This is a genomic window from Rhodococcus koreensis (genome assembly GCF_900105905.1).
GTDB lineage: Bacteria > Actinomycetota > Actinomycetes > Mycobacteriales > Mycobacteriaceae > Rhodococcus_F > Rhodococcus_F koreensis.
Map to the genome: position 1 here is coordinate 74,318 of NZ_FNSV01000005.1, position 26,465 is coordinate 100,782.

Sequence of the window (26,465 nt, forward strand, 5' to 3'; positions counted from 1 at the left end):
ACCGAGGCGGAGCACCTTATCGAGTTCGCCAGCATGTGGGCACCATTCGGGGGCCCCACCGACGAGGAAATCTATGTGCACTTTGGAATGACAGCACAACGGTTCGTCGAACGACTGTGGCAGGTCATCTCTGAATCGACTTGTCCCCTCGACGAGATACACAAGTTAGTCTGCGCATACCCACGCCACCACCGATCCAGCGGTCCAGGGGACTGACGGTCCAACAAAGAAATCGGAAAATACGATTCTCGGCGGGTGAGGAATGTGCGACAGCAATTCTGATACCCAAAGGTTCAGTGCCGTAGGCCGCGCACATGCCGTGCGATTTGCATGAGTAGCGTGTAGAACAGCCATTTGACGTTCTCACCCTAATAGAGCAAAGTTATTGTCACACAGTACTTGTGGAACCGGTCTGGCGCGCCGCGCAGTCGCCACCGCCCCTCACCGTAATCCCCCAGCGGCTTTCTTCTTGATTTCCGTTGTGCCGCGAATGAAAACACCTCAAAGGAGTTCCAACATGACATCTACTCAGATCGCGCCCGAGAGCCTAGGTATCCCTGCGCCGCGGGACTACCCGATGATGATCAATGGTGAATGGGTGGAGTCGGCCAACTCCGAGTGGCGCGACGTGACGACTCCGATTCTTCGTGGCCATGTCATCGGCCGCATTCCAGCCGCATCGAGCGAGGACGTCGATCGGGCGGTTAATGCTGCGCGTGCTGCCTTCCCGGGTTGGAAGAGCCTGCACTTCTCTGCTCGACAGCGGGCCCTCGGTCAGATCGCTGACGCTATTGAAGAGCGCGGCGAAGAACTGGCGAAACTCACGGCGCTCGATACAGGAAACGCGATCCGAACGCAGGCGCGACCGGAAGTTGCAGCAACCGCAAGTTTGTTCCGCTACTTCGCTGGCGTAGCAGGAGAAGTGAAGGGCACCGTCCTTCCGGCCGGCGACGACCAACTCCAGTACACGCGGCAGGAGCCGTTGGGTGTGGTTGCTTGTATCCTGCCCTGGAATTCGCCGCTGATGATCGCCGGGTTCAAGTTCCCGGCGGCACTGGCCGCCGGGAACACCGTCGTGGCGAAGGCCGCGGAGGCCGCTCCCCTGAGCCTGCTTCTGCTTGCCGAGATCTGCGCCGAGTTCCTGCCGGCAGGCGTGTTGAACGTCCTCACCGGGTCGGGGCGAGAGGCGGGAGAAGCTCTCGTCCAGCACCAGGGCGTCGACAAGGTCTCCTTTACCGGCTCCACATCGGTCGGCAAGCATGTTGCACGCGAGGCGATGGGCCGCCTGGCGCACGTATCGCTCGAGCTTGGCGGCAAGAACCCGTCCATTGTCTTTCCCGACGCTGCCAGCGACGATGATCTGATCGGAAACCTGTTGCTCTCGTCCCGTGTGCATCGGCAGGGACAAAGTTGCACTGCCGGATCTCGCCTGTTCCTGCATGAGGACATCTACGATGACGTTCTCGATCGACTTGTGAGCGTCCTCGGCGGCCAGGTCGTCGGCAATCCGCTGGACGAGGCTACCGACATGGGCGCCATCATCAATGAGACTCAGTTCAATTCGGTGTCCAGTTTCGTCGATGACGGGTTGAGTACGTCCGGTATTTCGGTTGCGCTGAACGGCTCTACTGCGGCGCCCGACGGCGCCGGTTACTACATGGGTCCGACCGTGTTTTCTGGCGCCGACAACGCGTGGCGTCTGTCGCGCGAGGAGATTTTCGGTCCTGTCCTGGTTGCCATCCCTTGGCGCGACGAAGCTGAAGTCATCAAGATGGCGAATGACTCGCACTACGGCCTCGCGGCGTACGTCTGGACCCGCGACATTGATCGCGCACTGACGACTGCACACGCACTCGAAACAGGTTGGGTCCAGGTTAACCAAGGTGGCGGCCAGATGGTCGGTCAGTCCTATGGCGGATACAAGCAGAGCGGACTCGGGCGTGAAGTGGCTCTGGAAGGAATGATCGCCGGGTTCACGCAGACCAAGCAGGTCAACGTGCGGCTTCGTTCTCGATAGCCTCCTTCCACACGGGATCGATCCCGCGCCAAGTTCGGGAGGGCTCGCCAGACGGACAACGGCGTCCATGTCGGCGAGTCCTCCCGCCTCCACCACCCCGGTACGTCCCGATTTCACTCATCACGCAACTGCACGGCGGTCACGGCATCAATGCAGGTCTTGCCCCGTTGATCGATTGGGCCGGTGCATGTTCCAGAGAACGGATGATCAACATGACCGAAGGCCCACTGAACGATATTTTGGTGTTGGACCTGTCACGGGCTCTCGCCGGGCCGATTGCGGCGATGATGCTGGGTGATCTCGGTGCCCGCGTTATCAAAGTGGAGTCACCCGGGAGCGGTGACGATTCGCGGACTTGGGGGCCGCCCTTCGTCGGCCCCGACGAAGATCCCCAGTCGTCCTACTTCATGTCGGCGAACCGGAACAAAGAGTCCATCCAGCTCGACCTCAAGTCCGAGCGTGGCAAAGAGGTATTGCGGAAGTTGATTCGCCGCGCCGACGTGCTGATCGAAAACCTCCGACCCGGCGCATTCGACCGACTTGGATTCTCCGCTGAGGAACTCGAGCGGTTGAACCCCCGGCTTGTGCTGCTCTCGATTACGGGGTTCGGACATGACGGTCCCGAAGGCGCGCGTGCCGGATACGATCAGATCGCACAGGGCGAGGCCGGCCTGATGTCGGTCACCGGCAGTCCGGAAACTGGCCCCACGCGCATCGGAGTTCCGATTGCTGACGTACTTGCCGGTGTTCACGGAGCAACGGGTGTGTCCGCCGCACTCGCGGGACGTGCGCGTTCTGGGCGCGGCTCGGTGGTACGCACATCTCTGCTGGCCGCCGCGATCAGCGCACACACGTTCCAGGGGACGAAGTGGACGGTGGGCTCGCAAGTGGCGCAACCCACGGGCAATCACCACCCCCAAATCGCACCGTACGGTAGCTTCCGGTGCGCGGACGGATTTGTGCAGGTGGCAGTGGGTAGCGAGGCGATCTGGCAGAAGTTCGCCCCGGTCGCTGGTGTTGCACCGGCGGATCCGCGGTTCGCGTTGAATCCGGACCGGGTCAAGAACCACTCTGATCTGGTCGCCACGATCGAAGATGCATTCGTCACTCAGTCCCGCGCTGATGTTCTTCGCAAGCTCAACACTGCCGGGGTCCCTGCCGGGGCTATCCGCACGATCGACGAGGTGTACACCTGGGATCAGACCCTTAGCCAGGGCCTGTTGATCGAGGTCGATCACTCCGTCGTGGGGCCGGTCAAGTTGCCGGGCCCCTCACTGCGGATGGAAACGGCAGATGGCAGCTCGCTGCTCAGGTCTCGACACCACGCTCCGCCGGCCCTGGGGGAGCATACGGTCGCGATCGAGAACTGGCTTGACGAGTCGAGCGACATCGACTCGTATTCGGGGTGTGCCCGACTCACCGCCCCCTCGTCTTCCCGCGAGGCTCCAGATCCGACGGTATTCGAACCGGTCCAGTGAGGATCGGCACTTCCAGCTAGCCCGCGGTGCGCAGGATCATTCCGCGTCCGAGGGTTGTGAGTGCTGGTCGAGCAAGAAGAGCCTTTCAGACGAGCGCAGGATAGATCTTCACTCATGAAGCAAGTGGACAACACGCCTGAGGAAAGTGGTCGTTCCACCATGACTCTGTCAGTGGCGCTGAGCGATTTGCTGCATGCTCAACGCGCATTGAAGCATCTACTGGGAGCGCTCCTGCAACCACACGGATTGAGCTATCCGCGCTACGAACTGCTCAATCTGGTCGCGGGGACAGCTGACGGGACGATCGACAAGGTCGTACTCGACCACGCACTCGATCGGCACAGCACGACAACTCGGACGATGCTTCAAGGGCTCGAATGCTCCGGCCTTGTCGAGTGGTATCGAAACCCGCAAGATCGACGTTCGACCATCGTGTCGATCACGGCAGCTGGCAGGGAGCGGATCCAGCGTGCGACGCGCGTGTTGGACAATGCTATGCCCTCTGACAGAGCACTTTTCGATTGCTTCACTGATACTGCTCATTCGTTGTCTCTGACGCTGCGGGACTTTCTCGATGTCCTCGAGCGCGTGTCGGCGGACATGAAAAGCTGCCCATAGGCGGTCACGAAAGTGCCCGGTAGCGGCCACGAAACTGCCCACTGACGGACAAGGGTTTCTGCCCACCGGCGGACACGAAACTGCCCACGCGGGTGTCTCAGCTGTACGACACGTTCGATCTTCGACCCGATCGCCTCCCCGGGTCGGGGCCCCTCCTCGGGTTCGCTCGACGGTGCTACCACGTCCCGCGAAACCTCGAGGAGAGGCCGTCGTGAAGTCTGCCAAGGAAGTCATGGTTATGCGGGTGATCGTCAAGAGGCCGCGTCCCCGTCGAGGCGGTCGAGTAGGCCGTCGAAGATCTTCTTCCGTCCGACCTGCCCCTTGGCGGCGGCGTCGTCGCGCTGGCGTTGCAGCGTCGGCCGGAACTCGATGGTGGTGACGAAGAAGGCGCAGGACTCGCAGATCGACTCGAAGTGGCAGTCCAGTTCGACCGGGCGTGCGCAGTAGCCGTTGCCGAGCATGCGACGGTGGGCTTCGCGTCGGAGCTTGGCCATTTCGCTCCCCTCGGCGTCCGCGGGCAACTGTCGGTCCTGGTTGTAGAGTGCTTCGACCTTCTGTGTGACCGCGAAGTATTCGTCGGCGACGGTGCGGTCGGCGATGCGGGCATAGACGAGGGTCATGGACATGGATTTGTGTCCGAGCAGGGCTGCGATGGCTTCCAGCGACATGCCGCGGTTGATGGCCTGGGTCGCCAGGGTATGCCTTGTGTCCGCAGAGGCCGTGTGCGGTCGGGTTCGTGTTGCGTTTGAAGTGGACGATTCCCGGCGCGGAGTTCGCGACGCTGGTGGCCGCGTGTGTAGCGATAAGACCTGTGTGTTTGTGACTGACATCACCGCTCGATTCTGCGTCAGCATGGCCCGATGATTTTCTGGCGTGTCGTCGGTAGCTGGGTGACGTTGGCGTTCGGGTCTGTGGCGGCGCGGAGGCGGAGGATTTCTTCGTGTTGTGCGGCCAGCCGTGCGAGTGCCCGGCTGCGGAAGTCGGTGAGCTCCTCGATGGTCGAATAGGCCTGATTCAGGCGGTCTTTGAGGTTGTCTATCTCTGTTTTCAGTCGTTCGATCTGCGCAGTCTTCGGGTCGGGGGTTTCGCCGTTGTTCTGTAGCTGCGCAAGCCGGTGTTCGAACTCGGCGCGTAGGTGCGCGTAGGGCCTGCTGCCGTAGAAGGCGGTGCGATCGACGCCGGCCGCCGCGGCGAGGGTCTTGATGTCGCAGCCTCCGCCGGGTGGGATCTCGCCGCGCAGCAGTCGGTCGATGGCGGCGCGAATGCGGTTCTCGTTCTGGGTGCGTTGGTCGGCACTGATTCTCATGGCAGGTCCCCGCTCGCGGTGGTTGTGGCCGTGTCGATATCGGCGATGACCCGGACGGCGCGGTCGTGGTCGGCTTGCAGGCGGGTGCGCTCGGTGGCGCGAGTCTTGCCGAGTTGGCCGAGGAAGATCTTGGTGCGTTCGGCGTGCTCGGCCCAGACGGAGCGATGGACATCGTGGTGGGTGGCCTGCGGGCAACGCGCCGAGTCACACATGCCGATCATCGGCCGCGTCGCGGTCGGGGTGCCGGCCAGCTTGAGGCAGAGGGCGCGGGACGGGTCGACGAACCAGCAGTAGTTCGCCGGGCCCAGGTGCAGGACCTTGGCTCGTTTGGACAGCAGGTTGAGGATGTCGCGATCGTTGCGCTGCACCTTCGGTGCCGCAGCCGATTCCGCGTTCACGTCGGCGTCGACAGTGGCGAAGAACTCGGTGAGGTTTCGGGCGCCGGGGCCGGAGGGCAGGATGCCGTTGCGGTAGTTGTGGAACTCGGCCAGTATCAGCTGAAGGTTGCGGTCGGCTTCATGCTTGTTGACCTCGGCCAGTAACTCGGCTTGAGCGCCACCCGGCCGGGCCGCATAGCCTTCGGTTGTTGCGGTTGCGATATGCTTGAGCTGCAGTTTTGCTGCGAGAACCCCGCCGGGGCGATAGGCCAATTCCAGCGCGATCGTTCTTCTGAGCATCCGCAGTGAGACCGGTCCCTCGGGAATTGGGGCCAGGCCCAGGCGTTCTCCTGCCGAAGAGTTGACCCAGTTGCGGAACCAGATGTAACGGACCCGGAAGCTGAACCGGGACAACAGAAGAGCATCATCGCGTGGATCGTCGTGCAGTTGTTCGATGAGTTCGACAGCTCGGTGGACCGGTTCGATGACGACCCATTCGTCGTCGGTGCCGCCGAGCGGCTGGCCTTTGACGATCTTGCTGGCGATGCGGTAGCGCATGAGCCCGGGTATGGGTTCCTCGATCGGGCGGCGGCAGCCAACACGTAGTTCCATCAACTCGCTGCTGCGCATCCCTGATGATGCCGAGAGCACGATGATCGCGGCTGTTCGGACGATCCCGACCACGGCGACGGCCTGCGATCGGTGCAGCGGCAGGCTCCAGGGCCGTGTCGCGCCGTCGGCGGTCGGCGCCTGTTCGGCGTCGCGAGCGAATACCTTCTCGACCCCGACCGCGGCGACTGCGTTGGTGAGCGGTCCGCGCAGTCGCGGCAACCAACGGGAGTCGATATTGCGGCGTCCGGCCTGCCTGGCGAGAATCCCGGTGGCGACGGGCAGCAGTAGGTCGTCGGCTGACCATCCGGCGGCCAGCCGTTTGGTGATCTCATGGTCTTCGTGTCGGGGCAGCGGCGTCCCTGTCCTGGTGTAGTCGGCCAACACGGTCACGATGTCGTCGACCGCAGAGGTGGTGGTTTGACGCCGCTGTCCGATCCTGACCGAATGGACGCGGTCGTGTTCGCGGACCTGCTGGTTCAATGCGACCGCGTGCGGGCCGAGGACCTGCATCAGGTGCAGCGCCGCCGCGAGCATCGGCTGCAGGATCTCGTCGGGAACGGCGGGCGTGGTGTTTCCGTCACGGCCGGAACGCATTTCGGCGACGGCGGAAGCCGATGCGCCGCCCCAGGGGCGAAGATCGGCGCGGACGCGGTCGGCGGTGAACAGGTCTCGGTGGTTGACCAGGTCGACGATGATCTGCGCCGCAGCGCGTCGAACCGCGGGGCTCTGTTCACCGACAACATTGCCGTCCTCGTCGAGGATGTAGCGCCGGAATGCCAGGTAGGCCTCGCAGGTGTGGGTGTCGATTTCGGCCAGCGTGGTGACGTGTCGCCGGTCGAGCCAGCGGAACAGTCGCGTCAGCTCGCCCAGCCGTCCGATGCAGCTGCGCAGATGCAGCGGTGTGCGGTATGCCCTGGGCAATTCGGCGACGGCGGGATGCCGCGGGGCGAGGGCGGCGATGATCAGCTCCTTGGCGACCATGCGCCATCGCGGGTCGCCGATCACGGCGAAGTCGAAGCGGCGGTTCGCCAACGGGATGTTGACTGCCAACCCGACGACCTCGGTGAAGTCCCATAAGTCGTCGTCGAACAGGGGGCGGCGAACGTCGTCGGGCAGTGTCAGACCCGCCTGCAGACAGACATCGGCGCCGGTGAAGACTGATGTCCGGTGTTCGCGGGCGCTGTTGGTGGCGAAGGTCGTCATGCGGTGCGTTCCTCTGGGCGAAGGGGGATTTCGTCGTCGGTGTCGGTGACCCGGGAAGCCGCGGCCGTGAGTTCGGCGGGGTCGAACCGGCCCAGGATCTGATCGATCCGAGTCGCGTAAGGCCCGAACACCGCCATGAACTGCGCGGCGGGCAGCTGCTGCCATTGGCGGGAGAAGAACGCCTTGAGCCGCAGCAGGTTCACCGCGTGCCGCGGCGCGAACACCGCCAGCGGGCAGAGCAGGCAGACCCACGGCCTGGCCGGACACGGCTTGCCGACCGGACCGTGCAGGCCGGCCAGCTGATCACCGCATGCTGCGGTGAACACATCGCGCGCGCCGCCGACCAAATCGGCGATCGCGTGGTCGTCGAGATTCATCGCCGCCATCAGTTGCGGGTAGCCGTCGGCCAGCGCGGCGGCGTCCTCCTCGGCGATCACGGTGGGCGGCTGCGCGCGGCGCAACAGATCGTGCTGGGCATCCTCGATGACCGCCTCGACCGCGTGCCGTTGGCCCGGGGTCGTCACCGACAGGTAGTGGTCGCCTTCGACAGCGGGCGTGTGATTGGGGTCGATCGTGGCGCGGGCGTTGCCTGTCCAGGTCTTCCTCTCGCGCATCGCATGGTGAGTGGTGCGGATGCGTGCTCGATGGATCTTCAACGGCCGACCGTCGGCCCCGAGCACGCCGTGGCGGTTCACCCATCGCTGGATGCTGACCCGATTGATCTCGCGGATCAGGACGGGTTTGCCCACGTAACTCAGGCCCAACCACAGCCGGTCGCGGTCGCTTGGTGCGACCAGGCTGCGCAGCAGCGACGAGTGCGTCAGCCACTGCTCGAGCAGACGCACCGCCGGACGCGGCAGGTTCAGGGTCTCCGCCGCGGTGCGGCGTTTGACGTAGGACAGCAGAATGGTCGAGTCCCCGGCCCATTCGATGTCGTCGATCCCCAGGTCGGCGATGCCGTCGGGGACGATGCCGGAGTAGACGCCGAACAGCAGGCGGTAGGCGATGACGGCGTCCAGGTGCGGGAACACCGCCCTCAGGGCGTCATAGAACGCTGGTGGTCGGCGATTGTGGAACACGCTGTGCGTCACGCCGATCGTGTGGGCGAACACGGGAGTGCTGACCGGGCCGAGCCGTGCCAGCAGCCAGCAGAAGTTCTCCCATGTCCATCCGTGCTGGGTGGGATGACGGCCCTGCCCGATCGCGGCCAGTGCGCGGCGGTGCGTCGCATACGACTCCTCGACGACCGTGCGGCATGCGGTGATCAGACCCTGCCATTCGACTTCGGGATAGGGCGGCAGGGGTCGACGGTTGGGCTGGATATTGAAGTGTCGGCCCGCCGCCAGCTCCAGCACCCCGTCGCCGAGGCCGCCGCCGGATCGGGCATATCCCTCCACCATGGCGCGGGTGTATGCCTCCAACCGTCTGGGTCCCGCCATCCAGAACTGCGCAAGCTGTCCGCGGCGCAGCCCACTCGCGCCGCCGGTGAAACCCTGCTCGGCGAGCGCGCGAACCATTGCTCGGAGTGCACCCGCGTAGGCATCGACCGTTCCGGCCGAGTTCGCGCTGCCGTGCGGATGAATCAGCTCCAGGAGCCCGACTGCCAGATCACGCGCCAACCGAGGGTTCGGCAACCCCGCCAGGTCGAACTCCGCCCGGCTGCCGTCGCTGAACACACAGCTCAAGCCAAGCGGTTCGTCGGTCACTCTCGTCGGCATCACAGATCCCCGTCGGTGTCATGGTCGAATTCGGCGTCGGCTTCCCACTGGGCTGCGGTAGCATCGATGAGTCCGGCTGCCGCGCCCTCGGTTTCGTAGGCCTGCCGGTAAATCCGTGTGGTATCAAGACGCTTCAGGTATTTCTCGGTGGTCAACACGGTCGAATGCCCGAGCAAATCTCGCAGCACCAGCAGCGGATCGGCCTTGGTCAGGTAAAAGATCAGCGCCGCGTCGGCATCGGTGTGGCGCACCAGCTTCGCTGCCTGCCGGTAGTAGCCGGTCACCAGATATTCCAAAGTCTGCATCGAGAAGCAGTGACGAAGCCGGTGCGGGTGAACGTGCGGGAACCGCGGCTCGAACCGGGCCCGGATCCGGTCGGCGGTGCGCTCGAACACCGTCGCCCACGCCGTGAACGGTCCACCGTCGGCCTTGACCGCCAGCAGGCACGACCCGCCCTCCGGTGCCACGAGCCGCCGCCGCTCCGGCGGGGTCAATGACTCCCACGACCGGCGGATGCCGTTGATCCGGCCGCCGCGGGCGTCCGGTTCGCTCACGTGCATCGGCTCGCCCCACCGTCGTGGTGGCCGCCAGCTCGATTCGACGGTGACGGCTGCGCGATCGAGCTGCAGGTAGTCGTGCAGCCCGGCCAGGGCGTCGTAGGAGATCCAGGTGGTGCGGAACTTGCGGCCCTTGGTGATTCCCGCCGGCACCGGAAATGGGATCGGGATCGCCGTCCGCGCCGGCGGCAGTGCCGGGATCTCCCACGGCAGCAAATGCGTGAACTCGCCCAACCGCAACCCGGTCGCCAGCGCGAGATCACCGATCGCGGCGTTGCGGGTCATCTCCCGGCCCGCGAACCCGGTGTCGCGGTTGCCGTCCGGCGCCAGCCCCCGCAACCCTTTCCGGAACAGGTCGGTGAAGTCCGGCTCCAGATACTTGATGGTCACATGCGGTTTCGGGGTGCGGCGCACCGCCAGATTCACCCGCACCTCCCGGCCGGTCCCGGCGAAGACCGCCCGCGCCGACCGGTAGGTGAACGGTTCGGCAGACGCGAACCCTTCCTCCATCGCCCACCGGTAGAACAGCGACAGGATGCTCATGTGCTGGCCCCATGTGGTCGCCGCGAACCGCGACCGCGCCGGCCCCGCTGCGCGGTGCTCCGCATAGCGACTCAGCCCAGCTTTCAACCGTTCCCGGGTATCGAACAACCCCACGCCGTGTTCGGCGAGGAACTCCGCCCATTCCTTGACCGCCCGCGCGTAGTTCTCCCACGAACTCGGCGCCGGAGCCCCGCTGGCCGGAAGCTCCCGCAGCCACCGGTTCACCACGGACGCCTGCCGCGGCGCGGCCGGGCCGTCCTCGAACAACAGATCGTCATCGATGAGGAACGCCATCCCCTCCGGGATCACGGGACGATGCTCAAGGTCCCAGGACCGCCAGTCCAGCGACGAGAAGTAGCTCAAGATCATGGGCGCTGACAGTAGAAACACCACACGGCTCGGCGCAACAACCAAACCCCCAGGTCGCCCTCACCTTCGGGTCTAATGCAACACGGGAACTAAGCAGAGACAATGTGCCGGAGTTGATGAGGGGTGACGTGCCCGATGCCGGCCTCGGCGGCGACCGAGTTCAGTGCGGTGGCGAGTCGGGATGGTCGGATGCGTCGGCCGCGTTCGAGGAACAGCAGCTTCGAGCGGGCGATGTCGCCGCGTTGGGTCATCCAGTCGTCGAGCAACGTCTTCAGGTGCGGGTGCAGCGGGATGTAGCGGTCGGTGTGCAGTTTGCCGAGTGGGACGCGCAGCCAGTAGGACGATCCGATCTGCACGACGGCGTCGGTGGTGAGGGCGAGCAGTTCGCTTTGTCGCATGCCGGTGCGGGCGAGCAGTTCTATCGCGGTGCGGGTGAACGGATCCGGGTGGGCGCGGACAGCGGTGAGTAGTTTCGCCGAGGCGGCGTCGTCGATGAACCTGGGTAGCGGGTCGTCCTTGATCGGCAGGTCGGACCGCAGGACCGGGACGCGGGGTGGTCGGTCTGCGATGTCGAGTTCGTCGAGTCGAGCGAAGAACGCTGCGAGCGTTCCCAGGCGGGTGCGAACGGTCTGGTTGGCCAGCGAGGGTCCGCGGTTGCCGGTCCGGCCGGCCAGCCAGGTCTTGTAGGCCTGGACGTGGTTGCGGCGGACGTCGGCGACGCAGCGGACGTCGGGGTGGTGCTCGATCAGGTAGCCGGCGAAGATGCGTAACGACTTCTCAACACTGGCAATCGAATTGGGTCGGAGCCGGACCCCCATCTGGTCGAGATAGTCGCGCAGGGTCATCGCGAGCAGGGGCGCGTGTTCGGTGATGTGGTGCCATTGTGCGTCGCGTCGACCGGCGCGGCCGTTGCTGCGGGTGGGCAGCCGGTCGATGAGCCCGAGGTGGAACAGGACTGCCTGCATGCCGAACACGTTGGCGGTCAGGTTGCGCAGGCTGCGGTTGCCGGCTCGGTCGGCCGCCGATCGCAACTGCTGCACCGCATCGTCGATCTGCGCATCACCGACGCGGTTGGCTGCGGTCGCGGTCAGTGCTGCGATGTGCAGTAGCGCGCTCCACTGCCGCCGGGCCAGCACGACCGGATAGCCCAATTCCTTGCTCATGTTCGTGAATTCGACGGACAGTGCGGCGTGCACACGGTCACCGACCGAGGCGAGATTGCCGCGGCACCCGAGCAGGTAGTCCGGGCTCGGCCGGACCCGGCCGGTGACGATGAGCCACGCGACGAACCGGCCGCACTCCGGCTCGGCGGCGAGCTGATCGACCAGCGATGCCCGCTGCCAGCCCGCCGGGTCGCCGAAGCGGGCGAAGAATGCGCGGGCCTGCCTGCGCCGCTTGGTTGCACTGGAATCCGTTTTGCTGCTGGTGAATTCCGCAACGAGGTCGGGCTCGCCGAGGAGTTCGCGGGCGGTCACCGCGTGCCCTCGGCGGTCGGGATGTCCAGCGCTGTCAGCGCGCGCCGGTACTCCTCGTCGAGCCAGCCGCTGGCCAGATGGAGGTAGATGCGCGTCGATTCGATGGATCGGTGTCCGGCCTGCGCCTGGACCGCTTCGAGGGCCATCCCGGCCTCGCGCAGCCTGGTCAGGCAGGTGTGCCGCAGTTGATGGCAGGTGAATGCGACACCCGACCGGCGCCGCAGGCCGCGGATGATCTCCTCCAGCCCGGCTGCCGACAGCGGCTTGCCGCGTCGCGGCCCTTTGAGCACCAGGAACACTCGATTCGTGTCGGTGTCGGGGCGCTCCTCATCGAGGTAGCGGGCCAGGGTCTGGAAGAACCGTTCGGAGACCGGCACGATGCGCTGGTGACCACCCTTCCCGTCGGCTATGAACACGCGTTTCTCGCCGACCCGAATGTCGTCGAGGGTGAGACCGAGCACCTCGCTGCGACGCAGCGCACCCAGCAGCATTGCCTCGATCATCGCGGTGTCGCGGTGGGTGCGCAGTACCGCCGTGACCGCATCGACGTCGCTGGGGCTCAGCACCCGCGGCAATGTGCGCGGGGTGCGCAGCAACGGCACCGTGCGGGTGCGCGTTCCCGCCCGGCGGGTGGACAACCCGCGCGGCACCGGGTTCTGCGCGATCCCGGCGTCGCCGCGCACGATCAAGTACTCGAACAATCCCGATACCGACGTCAATCGCCGCTTCACAGTTCGCGCCGACAGTCCGGCCTCGCCGTCCTCCAGGCGGACGACGCCAGGTCCGCGCCGCGGGGCGCGCTGCGCCTCGATGAAGGCGAGCACGTCGCGGCGGGTCACCGCGTTCGGGTCCTTCGCCACCACGGCGAAGAACACCTTCAGGTCGAACGCGGTGGCCAACAGGGTGTTGCGCCGCGCCCGGGTCGCCACGAACCGCAGGTAGTCGTCAACGTCGGGGTGGCCGAGCGACACACCAGCGTCCTCGGACGATCGAACCAAGCAGGGATCCCACTGCATCGTGCTACTCCTCGTCAGGGTCAGAGTCGGCGCCGGGTCGAGCCGGCTGGATCACCTACATATTCATGGAAATTCTTGCCGCCTACGACCTGACGAAGTCCTATCGCGCCGCCGCCGCGCTGGCGGGGTGCTCGCATCACACCGTCGCCCGTCTCGTCGCCGAACGCGACACCGCCGATGTCCCGACCCCACCACGGGAGAAGAGACCGATGCTGATCGACGAATATCTACCGAAAATCGAAGAATGGGTGGAACATTCGAAGGGACGGGTCCGCGCCGACGTCGCCCACGACAAACTGCTGGCCCTCGGATTCACCGGCACCGAACGCACCACCCGCCGTGCCGTGGCCCGGGTCAAACGCGCCTACCGGCTCGGACACACCCGGGTGCACAGGCCTGGGGGCACCTCCCCCGGAGTGGGGGAGGATCACCGAATCCGGGCTGTGGCTGCAATACGACTTCGGCGACGCCCCGGTCGTCGACGGCACCAAGACCGTGTTGCTGTGCGCGTGGCTGGCCTGGTGCCGGCACCGGGTGGTGATCCCGTTGCGCGACCGCACCGCTCCCTCCGTCTACGCGGGCCTGGACCGGATCTTCCGGCGGATCGGTGGTGTCCCGACCTATCTGCTCACCGACAACGAGAAGATGGTCACCACCGAACACATCGCCTCGGTCGCCGTCCGCAACCCCGGTGTGGTCTCGTTCGCCCGGTTCTACGGCCTGGTCGTGAAGACCTGTCTGCCCGCGGACCCCGCCACCAAGGGCGGGGTGGAGAACACCGTCAAGCTGGCCAAGGCCGACCTGGTGCCCACCGACCTTGGGCCTCGCCGCCCACTATGACAGCTTCGATGACCTCGAGGCCGCCTGCACCGCGTTCTGCGACGAGGTCAACACCCGCATCCACCGCACCACCCGCCGCATCCCGGCGGAGATGCTCGCCGAAGAACGCCTCCACCTGCACCCCGTCCCGGCCGCCGCACACACCGTGACCTGCGGTGTGACCCGCACGGTCCCCGGACAACACACCGATGATCGCGTTCGAGAACGGCCAGTACTCGGTGCCGCACACCCTGCGCGGGCAGACGGTGTTCGTCCGCGCGCACGGCGCCGGGGCGTCCGAGCGGATCGTCGTCGTCCACCACGGCGAGGGTGGCCCGGTCGAGGTCGCCCGCCACCGGCGGGCCCGCCCCGGCTCCCCGCAGATCTGCGACGAGCACTTCCCACCGCCCCCGGCCGGGGTGCTGGCCCGTCAGCCGATCCCGCGGACCGACGCCGAACGCGCCTTCTGCGGCATCGGTGCCGGTGCCCGGCTGTGGTTGTGTGAGGCCGCCGAGGCCGGCACCGGGAAGATCCGCGTGAAGATGGACCACGCGGTGTCGCTGGCGAAGCTGCTCGGCGCCGAACGGGTCGACTGGGCGCTCGGGCACGCCGCCGCGTACGGGCGCTTCGCCGAGGGCGACCTCATGGCGATCCTCGACGCCCACCCCGCCGGCGTCGCCTCGGATCGCACCCACCGGGCCGACGAATCCCGGTCCCTGGCCCAAGGCACCAGCGGCTGGGCCGCCCTCGGTGGCGAGGTTCCCGTCGACGGTGCAGCCGAACTCTAGGAACACCGCCCACGCTGATGCGAAAAACTCTGCACCGCAGACTAATCGAGTTCACAGTCCGATTTCAACCGGCACCCGAAGGAGACCCTCGTGAGCACTGCACCACCGTCGGCGCCACCGCTGCCGACCGACCTGGAAACCCTGCTGCACCGGCTGCGGCTGCCGCACATCCGCCGCGCCGCCCCCGACGTGCTGGCCACCGCCCCGCGCCCAACGCTGGGAACCCGCCGAGGTCCTCAAGGCGCTGCTCGCCGAGGAGGCCGCCGGACGGGAACGCTCGGCGCTGGCCACCCGCCGCGCCGCCGCCGCGTTTCCCACCGGCAAAACTTTCGACGCCTGGAAACCGGAACTGTCGTCCATCCCGGCGCCGACCCAGCAGGCGCTGCGCACCCTCGAATGGATCGACCGGCGCGAGAACCTCGTCGTCTGCGGCCCCTCGGGAACCGGGAAGACATTCTTCCTCGAGGCCCTCGGTCAGCACGCCGTCGAACAGGGACGAAAGGTGCTGTGGTTCACCCTCGAAGACCTCGGCGCCCTGATCCGCCGGCACCGCGCCGACGACTCGGTCTCGGGGGCCCTCACCAAGCTGCTGCGCGCCGATCTCGTGGTCATCGACGACATCGGCCTGTTGGCGGTGGCCGCCGACGCCGCCGAAGGCCTCTACCGGCTGGTGGATGCCGCGTATGAGAAACGCGCCCTGGCGCTGTCGTCGAATCTTCATCCGGCTGGATTCGACGAGCTGATGCCCAAGACCCTGGCCACCGCCACCGTCGATCGGCTCATGCATCACGCCCACCTGTGTCAGACCAGCGGCAAATCGATCCGGATGAGCCAAGCCCTCGCCGGCACCGGCGTCGACCCACTCACCTGACCACAACACCACACCGTGGGCAGTTTCGTGTCCGCCCGTGGGCAGAAACCCGTGTCCGCCTACGGGCAGGTTTCGTGTCCGCCCGTGGGCAGAAACCAATGTCCCTTGACATATCAGGCCTCAACGCCTTCGGCTGGCGGAATCAATCCCGACTTTCGCTCGTCGACCTCGGCGCGGATCGCCGCGCGAACAGCCCCTACCGCCGGGCCGTTCATACTTTCACGTCGCGAGGCGAGGCGAGCGAATAGGCGATTCTGACGTCCACTATGCGCAACAACCTTCAACGACGCGTTCCGTGGTTGGCTCGACGCTTGCCCGGACGAGCTCGCGAGCATTCGAGCGCAGCGCCCCGACGGGCCGCTGGCGATCTCGCACCGAAGCGGGCACACGAGCAGCTCGCCGGGCACACCTCGGCGCTACGCCACGATCTGGATCAGCGATCATCTGCACGTCCTATCGATGAATTACGACTGTGACGACGCCCCTTCAAGCCGGCAGTGACCACGCCTCGCCACGGCACCTTCGGTGTGAGCCTGCCCTGACGCGCACCATGGGTGCGCTCGATCATGAGAACCAGCGGTCCGGGCTTTGTCGTCGTCGCACCGCTCACCTGACTCGGCTGCCCGGCACGCCACCACATCGCGGTGCGCGTGCGCCACCGAACCGTGCCCGGGGATCACCGCCGTCTACGAAACTCGCATTTCGTGTGGGCGCAAGCATTGGGTGCCACTGTCGATAGGTAGGTGACTGCGTGTGGGAGGCGAGGGGCGGGTAAGCGTCATGGAGGGGGTGAAGGAGGTTCAGCAGAGCATGGACCCCACCACCCGGGCATATGTGCTCGAACGATTGCCCCGACACCCCCGGCACATCGGGAAGAACGCGCAACACGCCGTCAACTATCGATGCCACCACCACTCATTGGGTGTTTGACATTGTCGGGCAGAGAGGGGAATTCAGCGCCACGATCACCAAGCAGCACCCCGATGAGCGGGTGGCGTGGAAGTCCGACGTTAGCCCCGACCACGCCGGGGTGGTCACCTTTCACCGGCTCGACGACACCCACACCCGGGTCACCGCTCAGATGGATATCGACCCGGACGGGGTGGTGGAGAACGTCGCCGACAAGTTTGGTGTCCTGACCCACTGGGTGAAGGCCGACATGCAAAATCATGCGACATCGACCGTCGCCTGGGTCAGCGGCACACCGCGCGGACCGCATGCAGCTACACCATCAACCCACCGATCAGTGTCCACAGCTCGGCGGGAATCACCCGAGCGATCTCGGCGGCCTGCAGCCGCGGCGGCCCCACCCACCGACCGGCGCCTGCACCGTCCACCCCGTCCGCTCACCGGATGTCATCGAGCAACTCCCCCAGCACCCGCGTCCCGGCGCTGCGCTCCCGGGTGTCGAGCGACTCCATCAGATCCACCGCCACCGGCAACGTCATCGTCGTGAAAAACGGATCCAGGGCCGTGACCACCCGCAACGTCACCTCCCCCTCACCGTCCGCCATCAAACCGAACGTATCGATCACGTCGGCGAGGTCGTCGCCGCGCACATACCCGTCCACCGCACCACCACCGGACCCTGACAAGCCGAACCGGCCCGCCTCTCCCCCAACGTGGGTCAGGGCGCTGGCCCCGGTGGCCGCCACATACTCACCGGTGACCAGAGTGCTCAGCTCATCACCCCATCCGCGCATCCGGTACACCCGCGCACGCCGACGGGCAAGAAACGCCACCTCGTCCGCGTTCGCCCGGCGCAGCCGATTCCTCAACGACTCGCCTGCGACGGCGAAATCCAGTCCACCCCCACCCCGGACAGCATCGCCAACGCCGCCCACGCCACCTCCCCGTTCCACGGCCGCCCCCGATGACGGTGAACCTGCGCCACACGGTGCACCGACCCTGCATCCAATAACAACGCCTTCCCCACCTCCCGCGTCACCACCAATTCCCCTGCCCGCGCGAGACGAGTGACCTGCCGGCCCGTCACGCCCAGCTCGGCGGCCGCCGCCGACACCCGGACCGGCACGCCGCCGTCCCCATAGCAGCGTCCGAGGTGTGCGAGCGCCAATGGTCTATCCGCATCTGTGAAACAGAATCCACCGCCGTGAAACCGTCACATGCCGCTGACGCATACGTAACGCAATCGACATGTAGCGACTGTTTCATGGTGGATAACAGCGATTCATTAACTGAAACCCTGAGTGGGCACGACACACAGCGCCCGACAACCCGCAGGACTCCTGCCACCGTAAAGGATCGACACGTGAGCAATACCACCAAGTTCTTGATCATCGGCGGCGGCCTCGAAGGTCTGGCCATCGCCTACTCGCTCGCCGAGCGCGGGGAAACCGACGTCCTCGTCCTCGAACGAGACACCTTGTGCTCGGGTATGACAGGTAAGTCCAGCGGTGTCGTTCGCTGCCACTACGGCACCCCGTCGCTGGCAGCGATGTCCTGGTACGGCGTCGACATCTTCACGCGGGCAACCGAACTCTTCGGCGACGACATGGCGTTCCGTCAGTGCGGCTACGTCGTCGGCGTCGCCGAGAACAACGTCAAGCCCCTCGAGGCGAACATCGCGATGATGCAGGGTCTAGGAATCGCAACCGAATTCATCGCACACGACAAGATGGCCGAACTCTGGCCGGGACTGCATCTCGACGACTTCGCACTGTTCGCCTACGAGCCACTCGGTGGGCGCGGCGAGGCGTACATGGCGGGCATGGCGTTCGCCGCGACCGCGCGGAAGATGGGGGTCAAGATCCGCCAGAGCACCCCGGTGGTCTCTCTGCTGAAGAACGATTCCGACACGGTCTACGGCGTCACACTGAAGGACGGATCGGAGGTGCATGCCGACCACGTCATCCTCGCCACCGGCCCGTGGGCACCGGGGCTCGCTGCCGGTGTGGGCGTCGACCTCGACGTGAAAGCGCAACGCGCACAGCTGGTCCTGATCGACCAGGGAGTCCCGACCCCTGAGGTACCTGTTCTGTCCGATCTCGCCGGCCTGCAATACATCTGCCGCGAGCCGAACGGGGAACTCCTCGTCGGCAACTCCGACCACCAGACGCCGGAATACATCGACCCGGACAAGTACGTCAACCGCGCCGACGACGCCGCGATCGAGAAGAACATCATGAAACTCGGCAATCGGCTCCCCGACATGCCAGACCCTCGCATTACCAGCTCGTATGTGGGGGCATACGACGTGACCCCCGACTACAACCCAATCATCGGGCCCTCCCCCGTCGACGGGCTGTTCCTTGCCACCGGCTTCTCCGGCCACGGATTCAAGATCTCACCGGCCGTCGGGAAGATGGTGGCCGACTTGCTGATCGACGGTGAGACCTCGCTACCCAATGTCGATCCTCATGATTTCCGGTACTCCCGGTTCGCCGAAGGGGACCCGCTCTTCAGTCTCAACCCCTATGAGGGTGCAGGAGAAATGCGATGACCCTCGCCGAAACCCGAATCGAGAAAGACACTTTCATGGCTGTCGATACAGCAGAGGCCTCACTTTTCACCGAATCGTCGGTCAACCACACACCGACGCTGTCCGAGGTCGTCCACGCCAGTGGGACGACGTTCATACTCGCACTCTTCGTGACCCTGTCCGGGAAGCCGTGTGCCAAGCTCGTCCCCATCCAGGCCGTCAAGCAGCTCGAGGAGGACGGCGTCGGATTCGCCGGATACGCCGCAGGCCACATGGGACAGGAACCCAAGGACTCCGACCTCATCGCGATCCCGGACGTCAGCTCCTTCACCCCGCTCCCGTTCATCAAGCCAGGCCTCGCGATCGTCCACTGCGACCCCCACGTCGACGGCAAACCATGGCCGTTCGCGCCGCGGATCATCCTCAAGGAACAGCTTCGTAAAGCCGCCGACCTCGGCATGACGGTCAACGTCGGCGCCGAGATCGAGTACTTCCTCGTCAACCGGGTCGACGGCGAACTCGTCACCGCCGACCGCAGTGACACCAGCACCAATCCCTGCTACGACGCCCGCGACGTCACCCGCATGTACGACCACCTCACCGAGGTGTCCGACGCGATGAACGCACTCGGCTGGGGGAACTACGCGAATGACCACGAGGACGGTAACGGCCAGTTCGAGCAGAACTTCGACTACGCCGACGCCATGACCACGGCCGATCGCGTCATCACGCTGCGCTACCTACTGTCGGTCATCGCCGAGAAGCGCGGCATGCAAGCAACGTTCATGCCCAAGCCGTTCACCACCCGCACCGGCACCGGCCTGCACATGCATCTTTCGCTCTGGAACGAAGCAGGGGCCGTCTTCCCCGACGCCGACGACGAGCAGGGCCTCGGCATCTCTTCGACCGCCTACGCCTTCGTCGCCGGTATTCTCGATCACGCCTGCGCGCTGCAAGGGCTGATCGCACCGACCGTGAACTCCTACAAGCGAACCGGAGCAACGGCCACCGCCAGCGGCGCGACATGGTCCCCGCGCTACGCGACCTACGGTGGCAACGACCGCACCCATTACCTGCGGATCCCCGACAAGAACCGTGTCGAGCTACGCGGTGGCGACGGTTCGGCCAATCCCTATCTTGCTGCCGCCGGTGCGATTGCGGCAGGCCTCGACGGTGTGCGACGCAACCTGCACCCTGGCAAGCCCGGCAGCGGAGACTCCCCCAGCGACATGCTGCCGATGACGCTGCTGCACGCGATGGACGCCCTGGAATCGGATCCGGTCGTCACGGGCGCCCTGGACGTCGCAGGCCCCGGGGTCGCGGAGTACTTCGCGAAACTCAAGCGCGAGGAGTTTTTCGCCTGGCACAACACGGTCAGCTCCTGGGAAATCGACCACTACCTTACCGCCTTCTAGAACTCCCGTACTCGGAAAGGAACCTTCATGTGCGGAATAGTCGGGCTTCACCTGCGTGACGCCACGCTCTACCCACAACTCGGTGCATTGTTGACCGACATGCTCGACGCGATGTGCGACCGCGGACCCGACTCTGCGGGCATGGCCATCTACGGCGATCCGACCTGGTCGCCTGCAGGCGAAGCCACTGTTTCGTTGCTGGATTCGCCCATTCCCGCCGGCGAACTCGCCGACAAGGTCGGTGCAGTCTTGGGAGTCACGGTCGCCGGGCACGATCTCGACCCGACCATCGTATTGCACGCACCTGCGGCCGCGGATGCCATCACCGCGGCAGTGCGCGCCATTGCACCCGCGGCTCGCATCATCGGATTCGGTGACGACCTGACCGTCCTCAAGGGGGTCGGAAACCCCATCGACCTGGCGAACCGGTTCGGGCTGCCGTCGGCGAGCGGCTGGCAGGGTGTCGCGCACACCCGCATGGCCACCGAATCCGCGGTGACCGCCGAGGGGTCGCACCCGTTCTCCGTCGGCCCCGACCAGTGCCTCGTCCACAACGGCTCGTTCTCCAACCACATGAGCATCAAGCATCAGCTCGAACGTGACGGCGTCGTGTTCGACAGCGCCAACGACACCGAGGTCGGGGCGCGGTTCGTCGCCAGGCAGCTCGCCGAGGGCGTCGACTTGGAGAAGGCGCTGCTGATGCTGAACGAGACGTTCGACGGTTTCTACACCCTGCTCGTCTCGACGGCCGACTCGTTCGCCGTGGTCCGGGACGCCATCTCCTGCAAACCCGCCGTCATCGCCGAGACCGACCAGTGGGTCGCGATGGCGTCCGTATTCCGCGCCCTGGCGAACCTGCCCGGCGTCGACAACGCCCGAATCTTCGAGCCCGAACCGGAAGAGGTGTACGTATGGCACCGGTAGCCACCACCGAAGCGACTGTCCTGAACCTCGAGACGTCCAGTACCCGTGCCATCAACGAGCGGCTCACCTCGCCGGAGGCCCCGAAGAAGGTCACCGTCACCGGCCCGCAGGGCGCGCACGCACTGGCCTGCGGCCTCGACTCCGACATCGACGTCACCATCGACGGACACGTCGGCTACTACTGCGCCGGCATGAACCAGCACGCGACGGTGACCGTCACCGGCAACTCCGGGGTGGGGGTCGCCGAGAACATGATGTCGGGGACGGTGCACGTCAAGGGTGACGCGTCGCAGTCCGCGGGCGCCACCGCCCACGGCGGCCTGCTCGTGATCGACGGCAATGCCGCCGCCCGCTGCGGAATCTCGATGAAGGGCGTCGACATCGTCGTCGGCGGCAACATCGGCCACATGTCCGCGTTCATGGGTCAGGCGGGGCGGCTCGTCGTCCTGGGCGACGCCGGTGAGGCCCTCGGCGACTCGCTGTACGAGGCCCGCATCTATGTGCGTGGCACCGTCGCCTCCCTCGGCGCCGACTGCATCAAGAAGGAGATGCGCGAGGAGCACCTGACGGAACTGCGGGAGCTGCTCGATCAGGCCGGTTTCGACGCCGACCCGTCCGAGTTCACCCGCTACGGCTCCGCCCGCAAGCTCTACAACTTCCACGTCGACAACGCCAGCGCGTACTAGGAGAACCGTCATGACTACCCCGAACCCGGCCCTGCGCGAATCGGCGACGTTCGACCGCGGCGTCATCTCCGAGATCCAGCGGGCCGCCGAGACCGGCATCTACGACATCCGCGGCTGGGGTGCCAAGCGCAAGCTGCCGCACTTCGACGATCTGCTGTTCCTCGGTGCGTCGATGTCGCGGTACCCGCTCGAGGGCTACCGCGAGAAGTGCGACACCGACGTCGTGCTCGGCGACCGCAACGCGAAGTTCCCGCTGCACCTGGACATCCCGATCACCATCGCCGGCATGAGCTTCGGTGCGCTGTCCGGGCAGGCGAAGGAAGCGCTCGGCCGCGGCGCCAGCGAGGTCGGCACGTCCACCACCACCGGCGACGGCGGCATGACGCCCGAGGAACGGGGGCAGTCGAAGAACCTCGTCTACCAGTACCTGCCGTCGCGGTACGGGATGAACCCGGACGATCTGCGCAAGGCCGACGCCATCGAGATCGTCCTCGGGCAGGGCGCCAAGCCCGGCGGCGGCGGAATGCTGCTGGGGCAGAAGATCACCGAACGTGTCGCCGGGATGCGCACCCTCCCGATGGGTGTGGATCAGCGGTCGGCGTGCAGGCACCCCGACTGGACCGGCCCCGACGACCTCGCCATCAAGATCATCGAACTCCGCGAGATCACCAACTGGGAGAAGCCGATTTACATCAAGGTCGGGGCCACCCGCACCTACTACGACGTGAAACTCGCCGTGAAGGCCGGCGCCGACGTCGTCGTGGTCGACGGCATGCAGGGTGGCACTGCCGCCACCCAGGACGTGTTCATCGAGCACGTCGGCATCCCCACCCTGGCCGCGATCCCGCAGGCGGTCCAGGCGCTGCAGGAACTGGGTGTGCACAGGAAGGTGCACCTCATCGTGTCCGGTGGCATCCGCAGCGGCGCCGACGTCGCGAAGGCGATGGCCCTCGGGGCGGACGCCGTCGCCATCGGCACCGCAGCCCTGATCGCGCTGGGCGACAACAGCCCCCGCTACGCGAAGCAGTACGAGGAGCTCGGCTCGGCCGCCGGGTTCTACGACGACTTCCAGGCCGGCAAGGATCCCGCCGGCATCACCACCCAGGACCCGGAACTGTCGAAGAACCTCGACCCCGTCGAGGGCGGACGGCGGCTCGCGAACTACCTGCGGGTGCTCACCATGGAGGCGCAGACCCTCGCCCGCGCCTGCGGCAAGTCGCACCTGCGCAACCTCGAACCCGAGGACCTCGTCGCCCTCACCATCGAGGCGTCGGCGATGGCCCGAGTGCCCCTCGCCGGAACCAACTGGATTCCCGGCCGCTATTAACGCAGCTGCCCGTGTGTGGGCAATAGGTCGTAATTTTTACTACCCACACACGGGTTCGGAACGCGCGAGAGATGGGGCATGCCATGACAGCAGCGCACACGGTCGAGAACATCACCACTCCCGGCACCGTCCACGACACCGAACCACGCGAAGTCGCGCCGGGTAACACCGACGCTGGGTCGTTGGAAGCCGTCATCGGCGTGCAGGTACGCACCCTGCGGATCAACGCCGGCCTGTCGCTGAGCGACATGGCAACCCGAGTCGGCATCTCGAAGGCGATGCTGTCGAAGATCGAGAACGCGCAGACCTCCTGCAGCCTCGCCACGTTGTCGAGGCTCTCGATGGGCCTCGACGTCCCGGTCAGCACACTGTTTCGCGGAGCAGGAACCCAGCGCGAGTCCGTCTATACCCCCGCAGGCCATGGCGCCCACATCGTCGGCCGTGGAACCCGCGCCGGCCACCACTACGAGATGCTCGGAGCACTCCGTGGGCGGCACCGACGACTAGAGGCGGTGCTAGTCACTCTCGAACAGGAGTCGACCATCTCGCCGAGGTTCGCGCACCCTGGTACCGAACTGTTGTTCATGCTCGAAGGCGACATGGTCTATACCCACGATAGCTCGGACTACCGACTCAGCCCTGGCGACTCGCTACTACTCGACGGCGAAGGCCTGCACGGACCGAAAAGCCTCACCGAACTCCCCATCCGATTTCTCGCAGTCACTGCGTACCCGGACAACCACGTCGAGTAAGGCCGAGCAGTGAGACACGAAAGACCAGTCGTACTACCGGCACCGGTTGCATCCGAATGGGACTGGCAGTTGCGCGCCGACTGCCGAACACACGACGTGAGCATATTCTTCGATCGCGAGGACGACGCGGCACAGTCCGCGAAGGCGAGAGCCGTGTGCGCACAGTGTCCTGTGCTCGAGCAATGCCGCGAATACGCGATCGATGCAGGCGAACCGCACGGAATTTGGGGCGGACTGTCCGCCCGAGAACGCAACCGGCAACGATGGCTCAGGCCACGCCCCCTGCACGACCACCGCAGTACCAGCTGAACTTTCCTTGATCCACCCGAGAGGACGCGCACGTTCATGACTTCCTTCGACTCCCTCTGGAACTCCATTCTCGATGTCGGCCAGCACCACAGCACGCGTGGCTATCGCCGATTCGCCTGGGGCTACGCCGATCTGATGCTGCGCGAGTGGTTCCGCGGCGAGGCGCAGAAGCGAAGCATGGACGTCGAGGAGGACCGCAACGGCAACCTGTGGGCGTGGTGGATGCCCGCGGGTTGGGTAGGCGAACCAACCGGCGCATTCGTCACCGGGTCACACCTCGACTCGGTCCCCGACGGTGGCGCCTTTGACGGCCCGCTCGGAGTCGTATCGGCCTTCGCCGCCATCGACATTCTTCGCGACCGGGGCGTGGAGCCCGCGATACCCATCGCCGTGACCGCATTCTCTGACGAGGAAGGCGCCCGATTCGGAGTCGCGTGTGTGGGGAGCCAGTTGACGACCGGTGCCCTCGCCCCGGAACGTGCACTCGCTCTGCGAGACACCGACGGCATCACCCTGTCCGAAGCAATGACGAAGGCAGGACGAGCACCCGAACACATCGGCGCCGACCCGACACTGGTGATCCGCGTCGGCGTCTACGTCGAACTGCACGTCGAACAGGGACGCGCTCTCGACCTCGTCGACAAACCGGTCGCTGTCGCGTCGTCGATCTGGCCACACGGCCGATGGGAGTTCAAATTCACAGGCGAGGCGAACCACGCAGGGGCAACCCGACTCGTGGATCGACGCGATCCGATGCTTGCCTTCGCATCCTCGGTGCACAGTGCCCGCGCTGCAGCGACCATCCACGAAGCCGTCGCCACCTTCGGAAAGCTACAGGTCCTGCCCAACGGCGCAAACGCAATCCCGTCGGAAATCAAAGCGTGGCTCGACGCACGGGCTGCAGACGAGGAAACGCTTGCCTCCCTGGTGGCGCAAATCGAGACCGAGGCACGCAGCCATGCTGCCTCGGATGGAATCGACCTTGCAGTCTTTGCGGAGTCCATCACCCCGATCGTAGAGTTTCCATCGGAGCCTCGGGAAAAGCTGGCTCGGGCACTCGCACATCTGGGAGAGGTTCCGGTCCTACCGACCGCTGCGGGCCACGACGCTGGGATTCTGTCGGCCAAGGTCCCGACCGCAATGCTCTTCGTACGCAACCCCACCGGGGTGTCGCATTCCCCCGACGAGCATGCAGACCAGTCGGACTGCAACATAGGCGCGCAAGCACTGGCGGATGTAATGGCTGCTTGGACAGCTGAATGAAGACCAGACGGTCGATTCGACATCGGAACAAGTGTGATGGCGACGACCACGCGGGAATCACCAGGCCCAGTGTCGACTGGCCGGGAACTCGGCATCTCGGTACTATAGGGGTTCATAAGTAGCGTCGGAGTGCCTTGCGCTCCTGAGCGTTACACAGAAGGGGCAGTTCATGCACCATCGCGCCCCGTTTCAGTAGACCCACGAGACACCCTGCTCAACCGTTTGTTGACCGTAGCGGAGTGCATTCTCAAAAAGCGAATGTTGGATGAGGCCACCGTGTCCGGTTCCGGAGACACGGCCCCGGGCGCGGCGGCTTCGTCCCGCTCGATCCAGTTCCACAGCAGCGTCGGCGCGATGCCGAGCAGCTCGCCGACGTGGCGGCGGGCGGCGACCTTCGAGCCGCCGCGCTCGTCGAGCCGGTCCCGATGCATCCGAACGGCTCGTTCCTGGGCCTAGGTGTCGTATTTCTTCGGTGCAGGCACGACCAACATTGTCCTTGTTAGATCAACAGCCTCTACTCGATCCAGGACCGTTTCCGCGACACCGCCACGGAAGGGCGCGCGGCGCCCCGTCGGCAACA

Annotated in this window: 21 protein-coding genes and 3 pseudogenes; 14 read left to right on the top strand and 10 right to left on the bottom strand. The window is 65.7% G+C overall.

From position 1 onward, the window contains the following. Positions 1 to 517 precede the first annotated feature (517 nt). From BLV94_RS04575 to BLV94_RS04585, 3 genes are all read left to right on the top strand, one after another. Positions 518 to 2,017, top strand: a complete 1,500-nt coding sequence (locus tag BLV94_RS04575) for an aldehyde dehydrogenase family protein (RefSeq protein ID WP_072948149.1) — start codon at positions 518 to 520, stop codon at positions 2,015 to 2,017. A 212-nt stretch (positions 2,018 to 2,229) separates the two neighbouring features. Continuing rightward, positions 2,230 to 3,495 carry a CaiB/BaiF CoA transferase family protein gene (locus BLV94_RS04580; protein ID WP_083395892.1) on the top strand — a complete coding sequence of 422 codons (1,266 nt, stop codon included), beginning with the start codon at positions 2,230 to 2,232 and terminating at the stop codon, positions 3,493 to 3,495. A 114-nt stretch (positions 3,496 to 3,609) separates the two neighbouring features. Further along, positions 3,610 to 4,113, top strand: a complete 504-nt coding sequence (locus BLV94_RS04585; protein WP_072948147.1) for a MarR family winged helix-turn-helix transcriptional regulator — start codon at positions 3,610 to 3,612, stop codon at positions 4,111 to 4,113. A 251-nt stretch (positions 4,114 to 4,364) separates the two neighbouring features. Here the strand turns inward: BLV94_RS04585 and BLV94_RS47730 are convergent, their stop codons facing one another. The 7 genes from BLV94_RS47730 to BLV94_RS04625 all read right to left on the bottom strand — a co-directional run bounded on the left by BLV94_RS47730 (position 4,365) and on the right by BLV94_RS04625 (position 13,289). Then, positions 4,365 to 4,967 (bottom strand): tyrosine-type recombinase/integrase, encoded by a 603-nt coding sequence (locus BLV94_RS47730; protein ID WP_083395468.1) that lies wholly within the window; start codon positions 4,965 to 4,967, stop codon positions 4,365 to 4,367. Further along, positions 4,961 to 5,419 (bottom strand): hypothetical protein, encoded by a 459-nt coding sequence (locus BLV94_RS04600; protein ID WP_072948145.1) that lies wholly within the window; start codon positions 5,417 to 5,419, stop codon positions 4,961 to 4,963. Before BLV94_RS04600 ends, BLV94_RS47730 begins: the two co-directional genes overlap by 7 nt. Continuing rightward, complete coding sequence (locus tag BLV94_RS04605) at positions 5,416 to 7,611, bottom strand: site-specific integrase (RefSeq protein ID WP_074933529.1); 2,196 nt, start codon at positions 7,609 to 7,611, stop codon at positions 5,416 to 5,418. Before BLV94_RS04605 ends, BLV94_RS04600 begins: the two co-directional genes overlap by 4 nt. After that, positions 7,608 to 9,329: a hypothetical protein gene (locus BLV94_RS04610; RefSeq protein WP_074933526.1), complete on the bottom strand. Its 1,722-nt coding sequence runs from the start codon at positions 9,327 to 9,329 to the stop codon at positions 7,608 to 7,610. The genes BLV94_RS04605 and BLV94_RS04610 overlap by 4 nt, the downstream gene beginning before the upstream one ends. Further along, entirely contained in the window at positions 9,329 to 10,798 is a 1,470-nt protein-coding gene (locus BLV94_RS04615; protein ID WP_072951791.1) for a tyrosine-type recombinase/integrase, read from the bottom strand. Before BLV94_RS04615 ends, BLV94_RS04610 begins: the two co-directional genes overlap by 1 nt. 89 nt (positions 10,799 to 10,887) lie before the next feature. Beyond that, complete coding sequence (locus BLV94_RS04620) at positions 10,888 to 12,273, bottom strand: tyrosine-type recombinase/integrase (RefSeq protein WP_074933595.1); 1,386 nt, start codon at positions 12,271 to 12,273, stop codon at positions 10,888 to 10,890. Continuing rightward, complete coding sequence (locus BLV94_RS04625) at positions 12,270 to 13,289, bottom strand: tyrosine-type recombinase/integrase (RefSeq protein ID WP_072946546.1); 1,020 nt, start codon at positions 13,287 to 13,289, stop codon at positions 12,270 to 12,272. The genes BLV94_RS04620 and BLV94_RS04625 overlap by 4 nt, the downstream gene beginning before the upstream one ends. A 65-nt stretch (positions 13,290 to 13,354) precedes the next feature. Here BLV94_RS04625 and istA point away from each other — a divergent pair. From istA to BLV94_RS50450, 3 pseudogenes are all read left to right on the top strand, one after another. Next, positions 13,355 to 14,896, top strand: a pseudogene (gene istA, locus BLV94_RS04630) (IS21 family transposase). Positions 14,897 to 14,986: 90 nt separating this feature from the next. Beyond that, a pseudogene (istB, locus tag BLV94_RS04635) lies at positions 14,987 to 15,767 on the top strand (IS21-like element helper ATPase IstB). Between the two features lie 898 nt (positions 15,768 to 16,665). Beyond that, positions 16,666 to 16,932 (top strand): annotated as a pseudogene (locus BLV94_RS50450) (SRPBCC family protein); the annotation flags it as partial. A 181-nt stretch (positions 16,933 to 17,113) separates the two neighbouring features. Here the strand turns inward: BLV94_RS50450 and BLV94_RS50455 are convergent. Next, positions 17,114 to 17,545, bottom strand: a complete 432-nt coding sequence (locus BLV94_RS50455) for a hypothetical protein (protein ID WP_244163502.1) — start codon at positions 17,543 to 17,545, stop codon at positions 17,114 to 17,116. Next, positions 17,542 to 17,844, bottom strand: a complete 303-nt coding sequence (locus BLV94_RS50460) for a helix-turn-helix domain-containing protein (protein ID WP_244163503.1) — start codon at positions 17,842 to 17,844, stop codon at positions 17,542 to 17,544. Before BLV94_RS50460 ends, BLV94_RS50455 begins: the two co-directional genes overlap by 4 nt. A 195-nt stretch (positions 17,845 to 18,039) precedes the next feature. Between BLV94_RS50460 and BLV94_RS04650 the strand changes: the two genes are divergently transcribed. The 8 genes from BLV94_RS04650 to BLV94_RS04685 all read left to right on the top strand — a co-directional run bounded on the left by BLV94_RS04650 (position 18,040) and on the right by BLV94_RS04685 (position 25,885). Next, positions 18,040 to 19,230, top strand: coding sequence for an NAD(P)/FAD-dependent oxidoreductase (locus BLV94_RS04650; protein WP_072946544.1), 1,191 nt, complete (start codon positions 18,040 to 18,042; stop codon positions 19,228 to 19,230). A 35-nt stretch (positions 19,231 to 19,265) separates the two neighbouring features. After that, positions 19,266 to 20,624, top strand: a complete 1,359-nt coding sequence (gene glnT, locus BLV94_RS04655; protein ID WP_072946545.1) for a type III glutamate--ammonia ligase — start codon at positions 19,266 to 19,268, stop codon at positions 20,622 to 20,624. A gap of 27 nt (positions 20,625 to 20,651) precedes the next feature. Further along, the gene (locus BLV94_RS04660; RefSeq protein WP_072946543.1) at positions 20,652 to 21,548 is read left to right on the top strand and encodes a class II glutamine amidotransferase; all 897 of its coding nucleotides are present in this window, start codon (positions 20,652 to 20,654) and stop codon (positions 21,546 to 21,548) included. Further along, positions 21,536 to 22,234 (top strand): GltB/FmdC/FwdC-like GXGXG domain-containing protein, encoded by a 699-nt coding sequence (locus BLV94_RS04665; protein ID WP_011595513.1) that lies wholly within the window; start codon positions 21,536 to 21,538, stop codon positions 22,232 to 22,234. Before BLV94_RS04660 ends, BLV94_RS04665 begins: the two co-directional genes overlap by 13 nt. Positions 22,235 to 22,244: 10 nt before the next feature. Next, on the top strand, positions 22,245 to 23,561 hold the full coding sequence (locus tag BLV94_RS04670; RefSeq protein WP_072946542.1) for an FMN-binding glutamate synthase family protein: 1,317 nt from the start codon (positions 22,245 to 22,247) through the stop codon (positions 23,559 to 23,561). A gap of 83 nt (positions 23,562 to 23,644) precedes the next feature. Continuing rightward, entirely contained in the window at positions 23,645 to 24,313 is a 669-nt protein-coding gene (locus BLV94_RS04675) for a helix-turn-helix domain-containing protein (RefSeq protein ID WP_072946541.1), read from the top strand. A 9-nt stretch (positions 24,314 to 24,322) separates the two neighbouring features. Then, positions 24,323 to 24,622, top strand: coding sequence for a WhiB family transcriptional regulator (locus tag BLV94_RS04680; protein WP_072946540.1), 300 nt, complete (start codon positions 24,323 to 24,325; stop codon positions 24,620 to 24,622). 36 nt (positions 24,623 to 24,658) lie between these two features. Further along, positions 24,659 to 25,885, top strand: coding sequence for an allantoate amidohydrolase (locus tag BLV94_RS04685; RefSeq protein ID WP_072946539.1), 1,227 nt, complete (start codon positions 24,659 to 24,661; stop codon positions 25,883 to 25,885). Between the two features lie 167 nt (positions 25,886 to 26,052). On the opposite strand, the gene BLV94_RS04690 is transcribed toward BLV94_RS04685, so the two are convergent. Continuing rightward, the gene (locus BLV94_RS04690) at positions 26,053 to 26,316 is read right to left on the bottom strand and encodes a hypothetical protein (RefSeq protein ID WP_072946538.1); all 264 of its coding nucleotides are present in this window, start codon (positions 26,314 to 26,316) and stop codon (positions 26,053 to 26,055) included. Between the last annotated feature and the right edge of the window lie 149 nt (positions 26,317 to 26,465).

What these genes read in the sequence shown, in the direction of transcription:
- BLV94_RS04690 (WP_072946538.1), bottom strand. Translation starts at nt 26,316, where the DNA reads ATGCATCGGGACCGGCTCGACGAGCGCGGCGGCTCGAAGGTCGCCGCC.
- BLV94_RS04615 (WP_072951791.1), bottom strand. Translation starts at nt 10,798, where the DNA reads ATGATCTTGAGCTACTTCTCGTCGCTGGACTGGCGGTCCTGGGACCTT.
- BLV94_RS04685 (WP_072946539.1), top strand. Translation starts at nt 24,659, where the DNA reads ATGACTTCCTTCGACTCCCTCTGGAACTCCATTCTCGATGTCGGCCAG.
- BLV94_RS04585 (WP_072948147.1), top strand. Translation starts at nt 3,610, where the DNA reads ATGAAGCAAGTGGACAACACGCCTGAGGAAAGTGGTCGTTCCACCATG.
- glnT (WP_072946545.1), top strand. Translation starts at nt 19,266, where the DNA reads ATGGCTGTCGATACAGCAGAGGCCTCACTTTTCACCGAATCGTCGGTC.
- BLV94_RS04665 (WP_011595513.1), top strand. Translation starts at nt 21,536, where the DNA reads ATGGCACCGGTAGCCACCACCGAAGCGACTGTCCTGAACCTCGAGACG.
- BLV94_RS04580 (WP_083395892.1), top strand. Translation starts at nt 2,230, where the DNA reads ATGACCGAAGGCCCACTGAACGATATTTTGGTGTTGGACCTGTCACGG.
- BLV94_RS04610 (WP_074933526.1), bottom strand. Translation starts at nt 9,329, where the DNA reads ATGCCGACGAGAGTGACCGACGAACCGCTTGGCTTGAGCTGTGTGTTC.
- BLV94_RS04660 (WP_072946543.1), top strand. Translation starts at nt 20,652, where the DNA reads ATGTGCGGAATAGTCGGGCTTCACCTGCGTGACGCCACGCTCTACCCA.
- BLV94_RS04575 (WP_072948149.1), top strand. Translation starts at nt 518, where the DNA reads ATGACATCTACTCAGATCGCGCCCGAGAGCCTAGGTATCCCTGCGCCG.
- BLV94_RS04675 (WP_072946541.1), top strand. Translation starts at nt 23,645, where the DNA reads ATGACAGCAGCGCACACGGTCGAGAACATCACCACTCCCGGCACCGTC.
- BLV94_RS04625 (WP_072946546.1), bottom strand. Translation starts at nt 13,289, where the DNA reads ATGCAGTGGGATCCCTGCTTGGTTCGATCGTCCGAGGACGCTGGTGTG.
- BLV94_RS04600 (WP_072948145.1), bottom strand. Translation starts at nt 5,419, where the DNA reads ATGAGAATCAGTGCCGACCAACGCACCCAGAACGAGAACCGCATTCGC.
- BLV94_RS04670 (WP_072946542.1), top strand. Translation starts at nt 22,245, where the DNA reads ATGACTACCCCGAACCCGGCCCTGCGCGAATCGGCGACGTTCGACCGC.
- BLV94_RS04605 (WP_074933529.1), bottom strand. Translation starts at nt 7,611, where the DNA reads ATGACGACCTTCGCCACCAACAGCGCCCGCGAACACCGGACATCAGTC.
- BLV94_RS47730 (WP_083395468.1), bottom strand. Translation starts at nt 4,967, where the DNA reads ATGCTGACGCAGAATCGAGCGGTGATGTCAGTCACAAACACACAGGTC.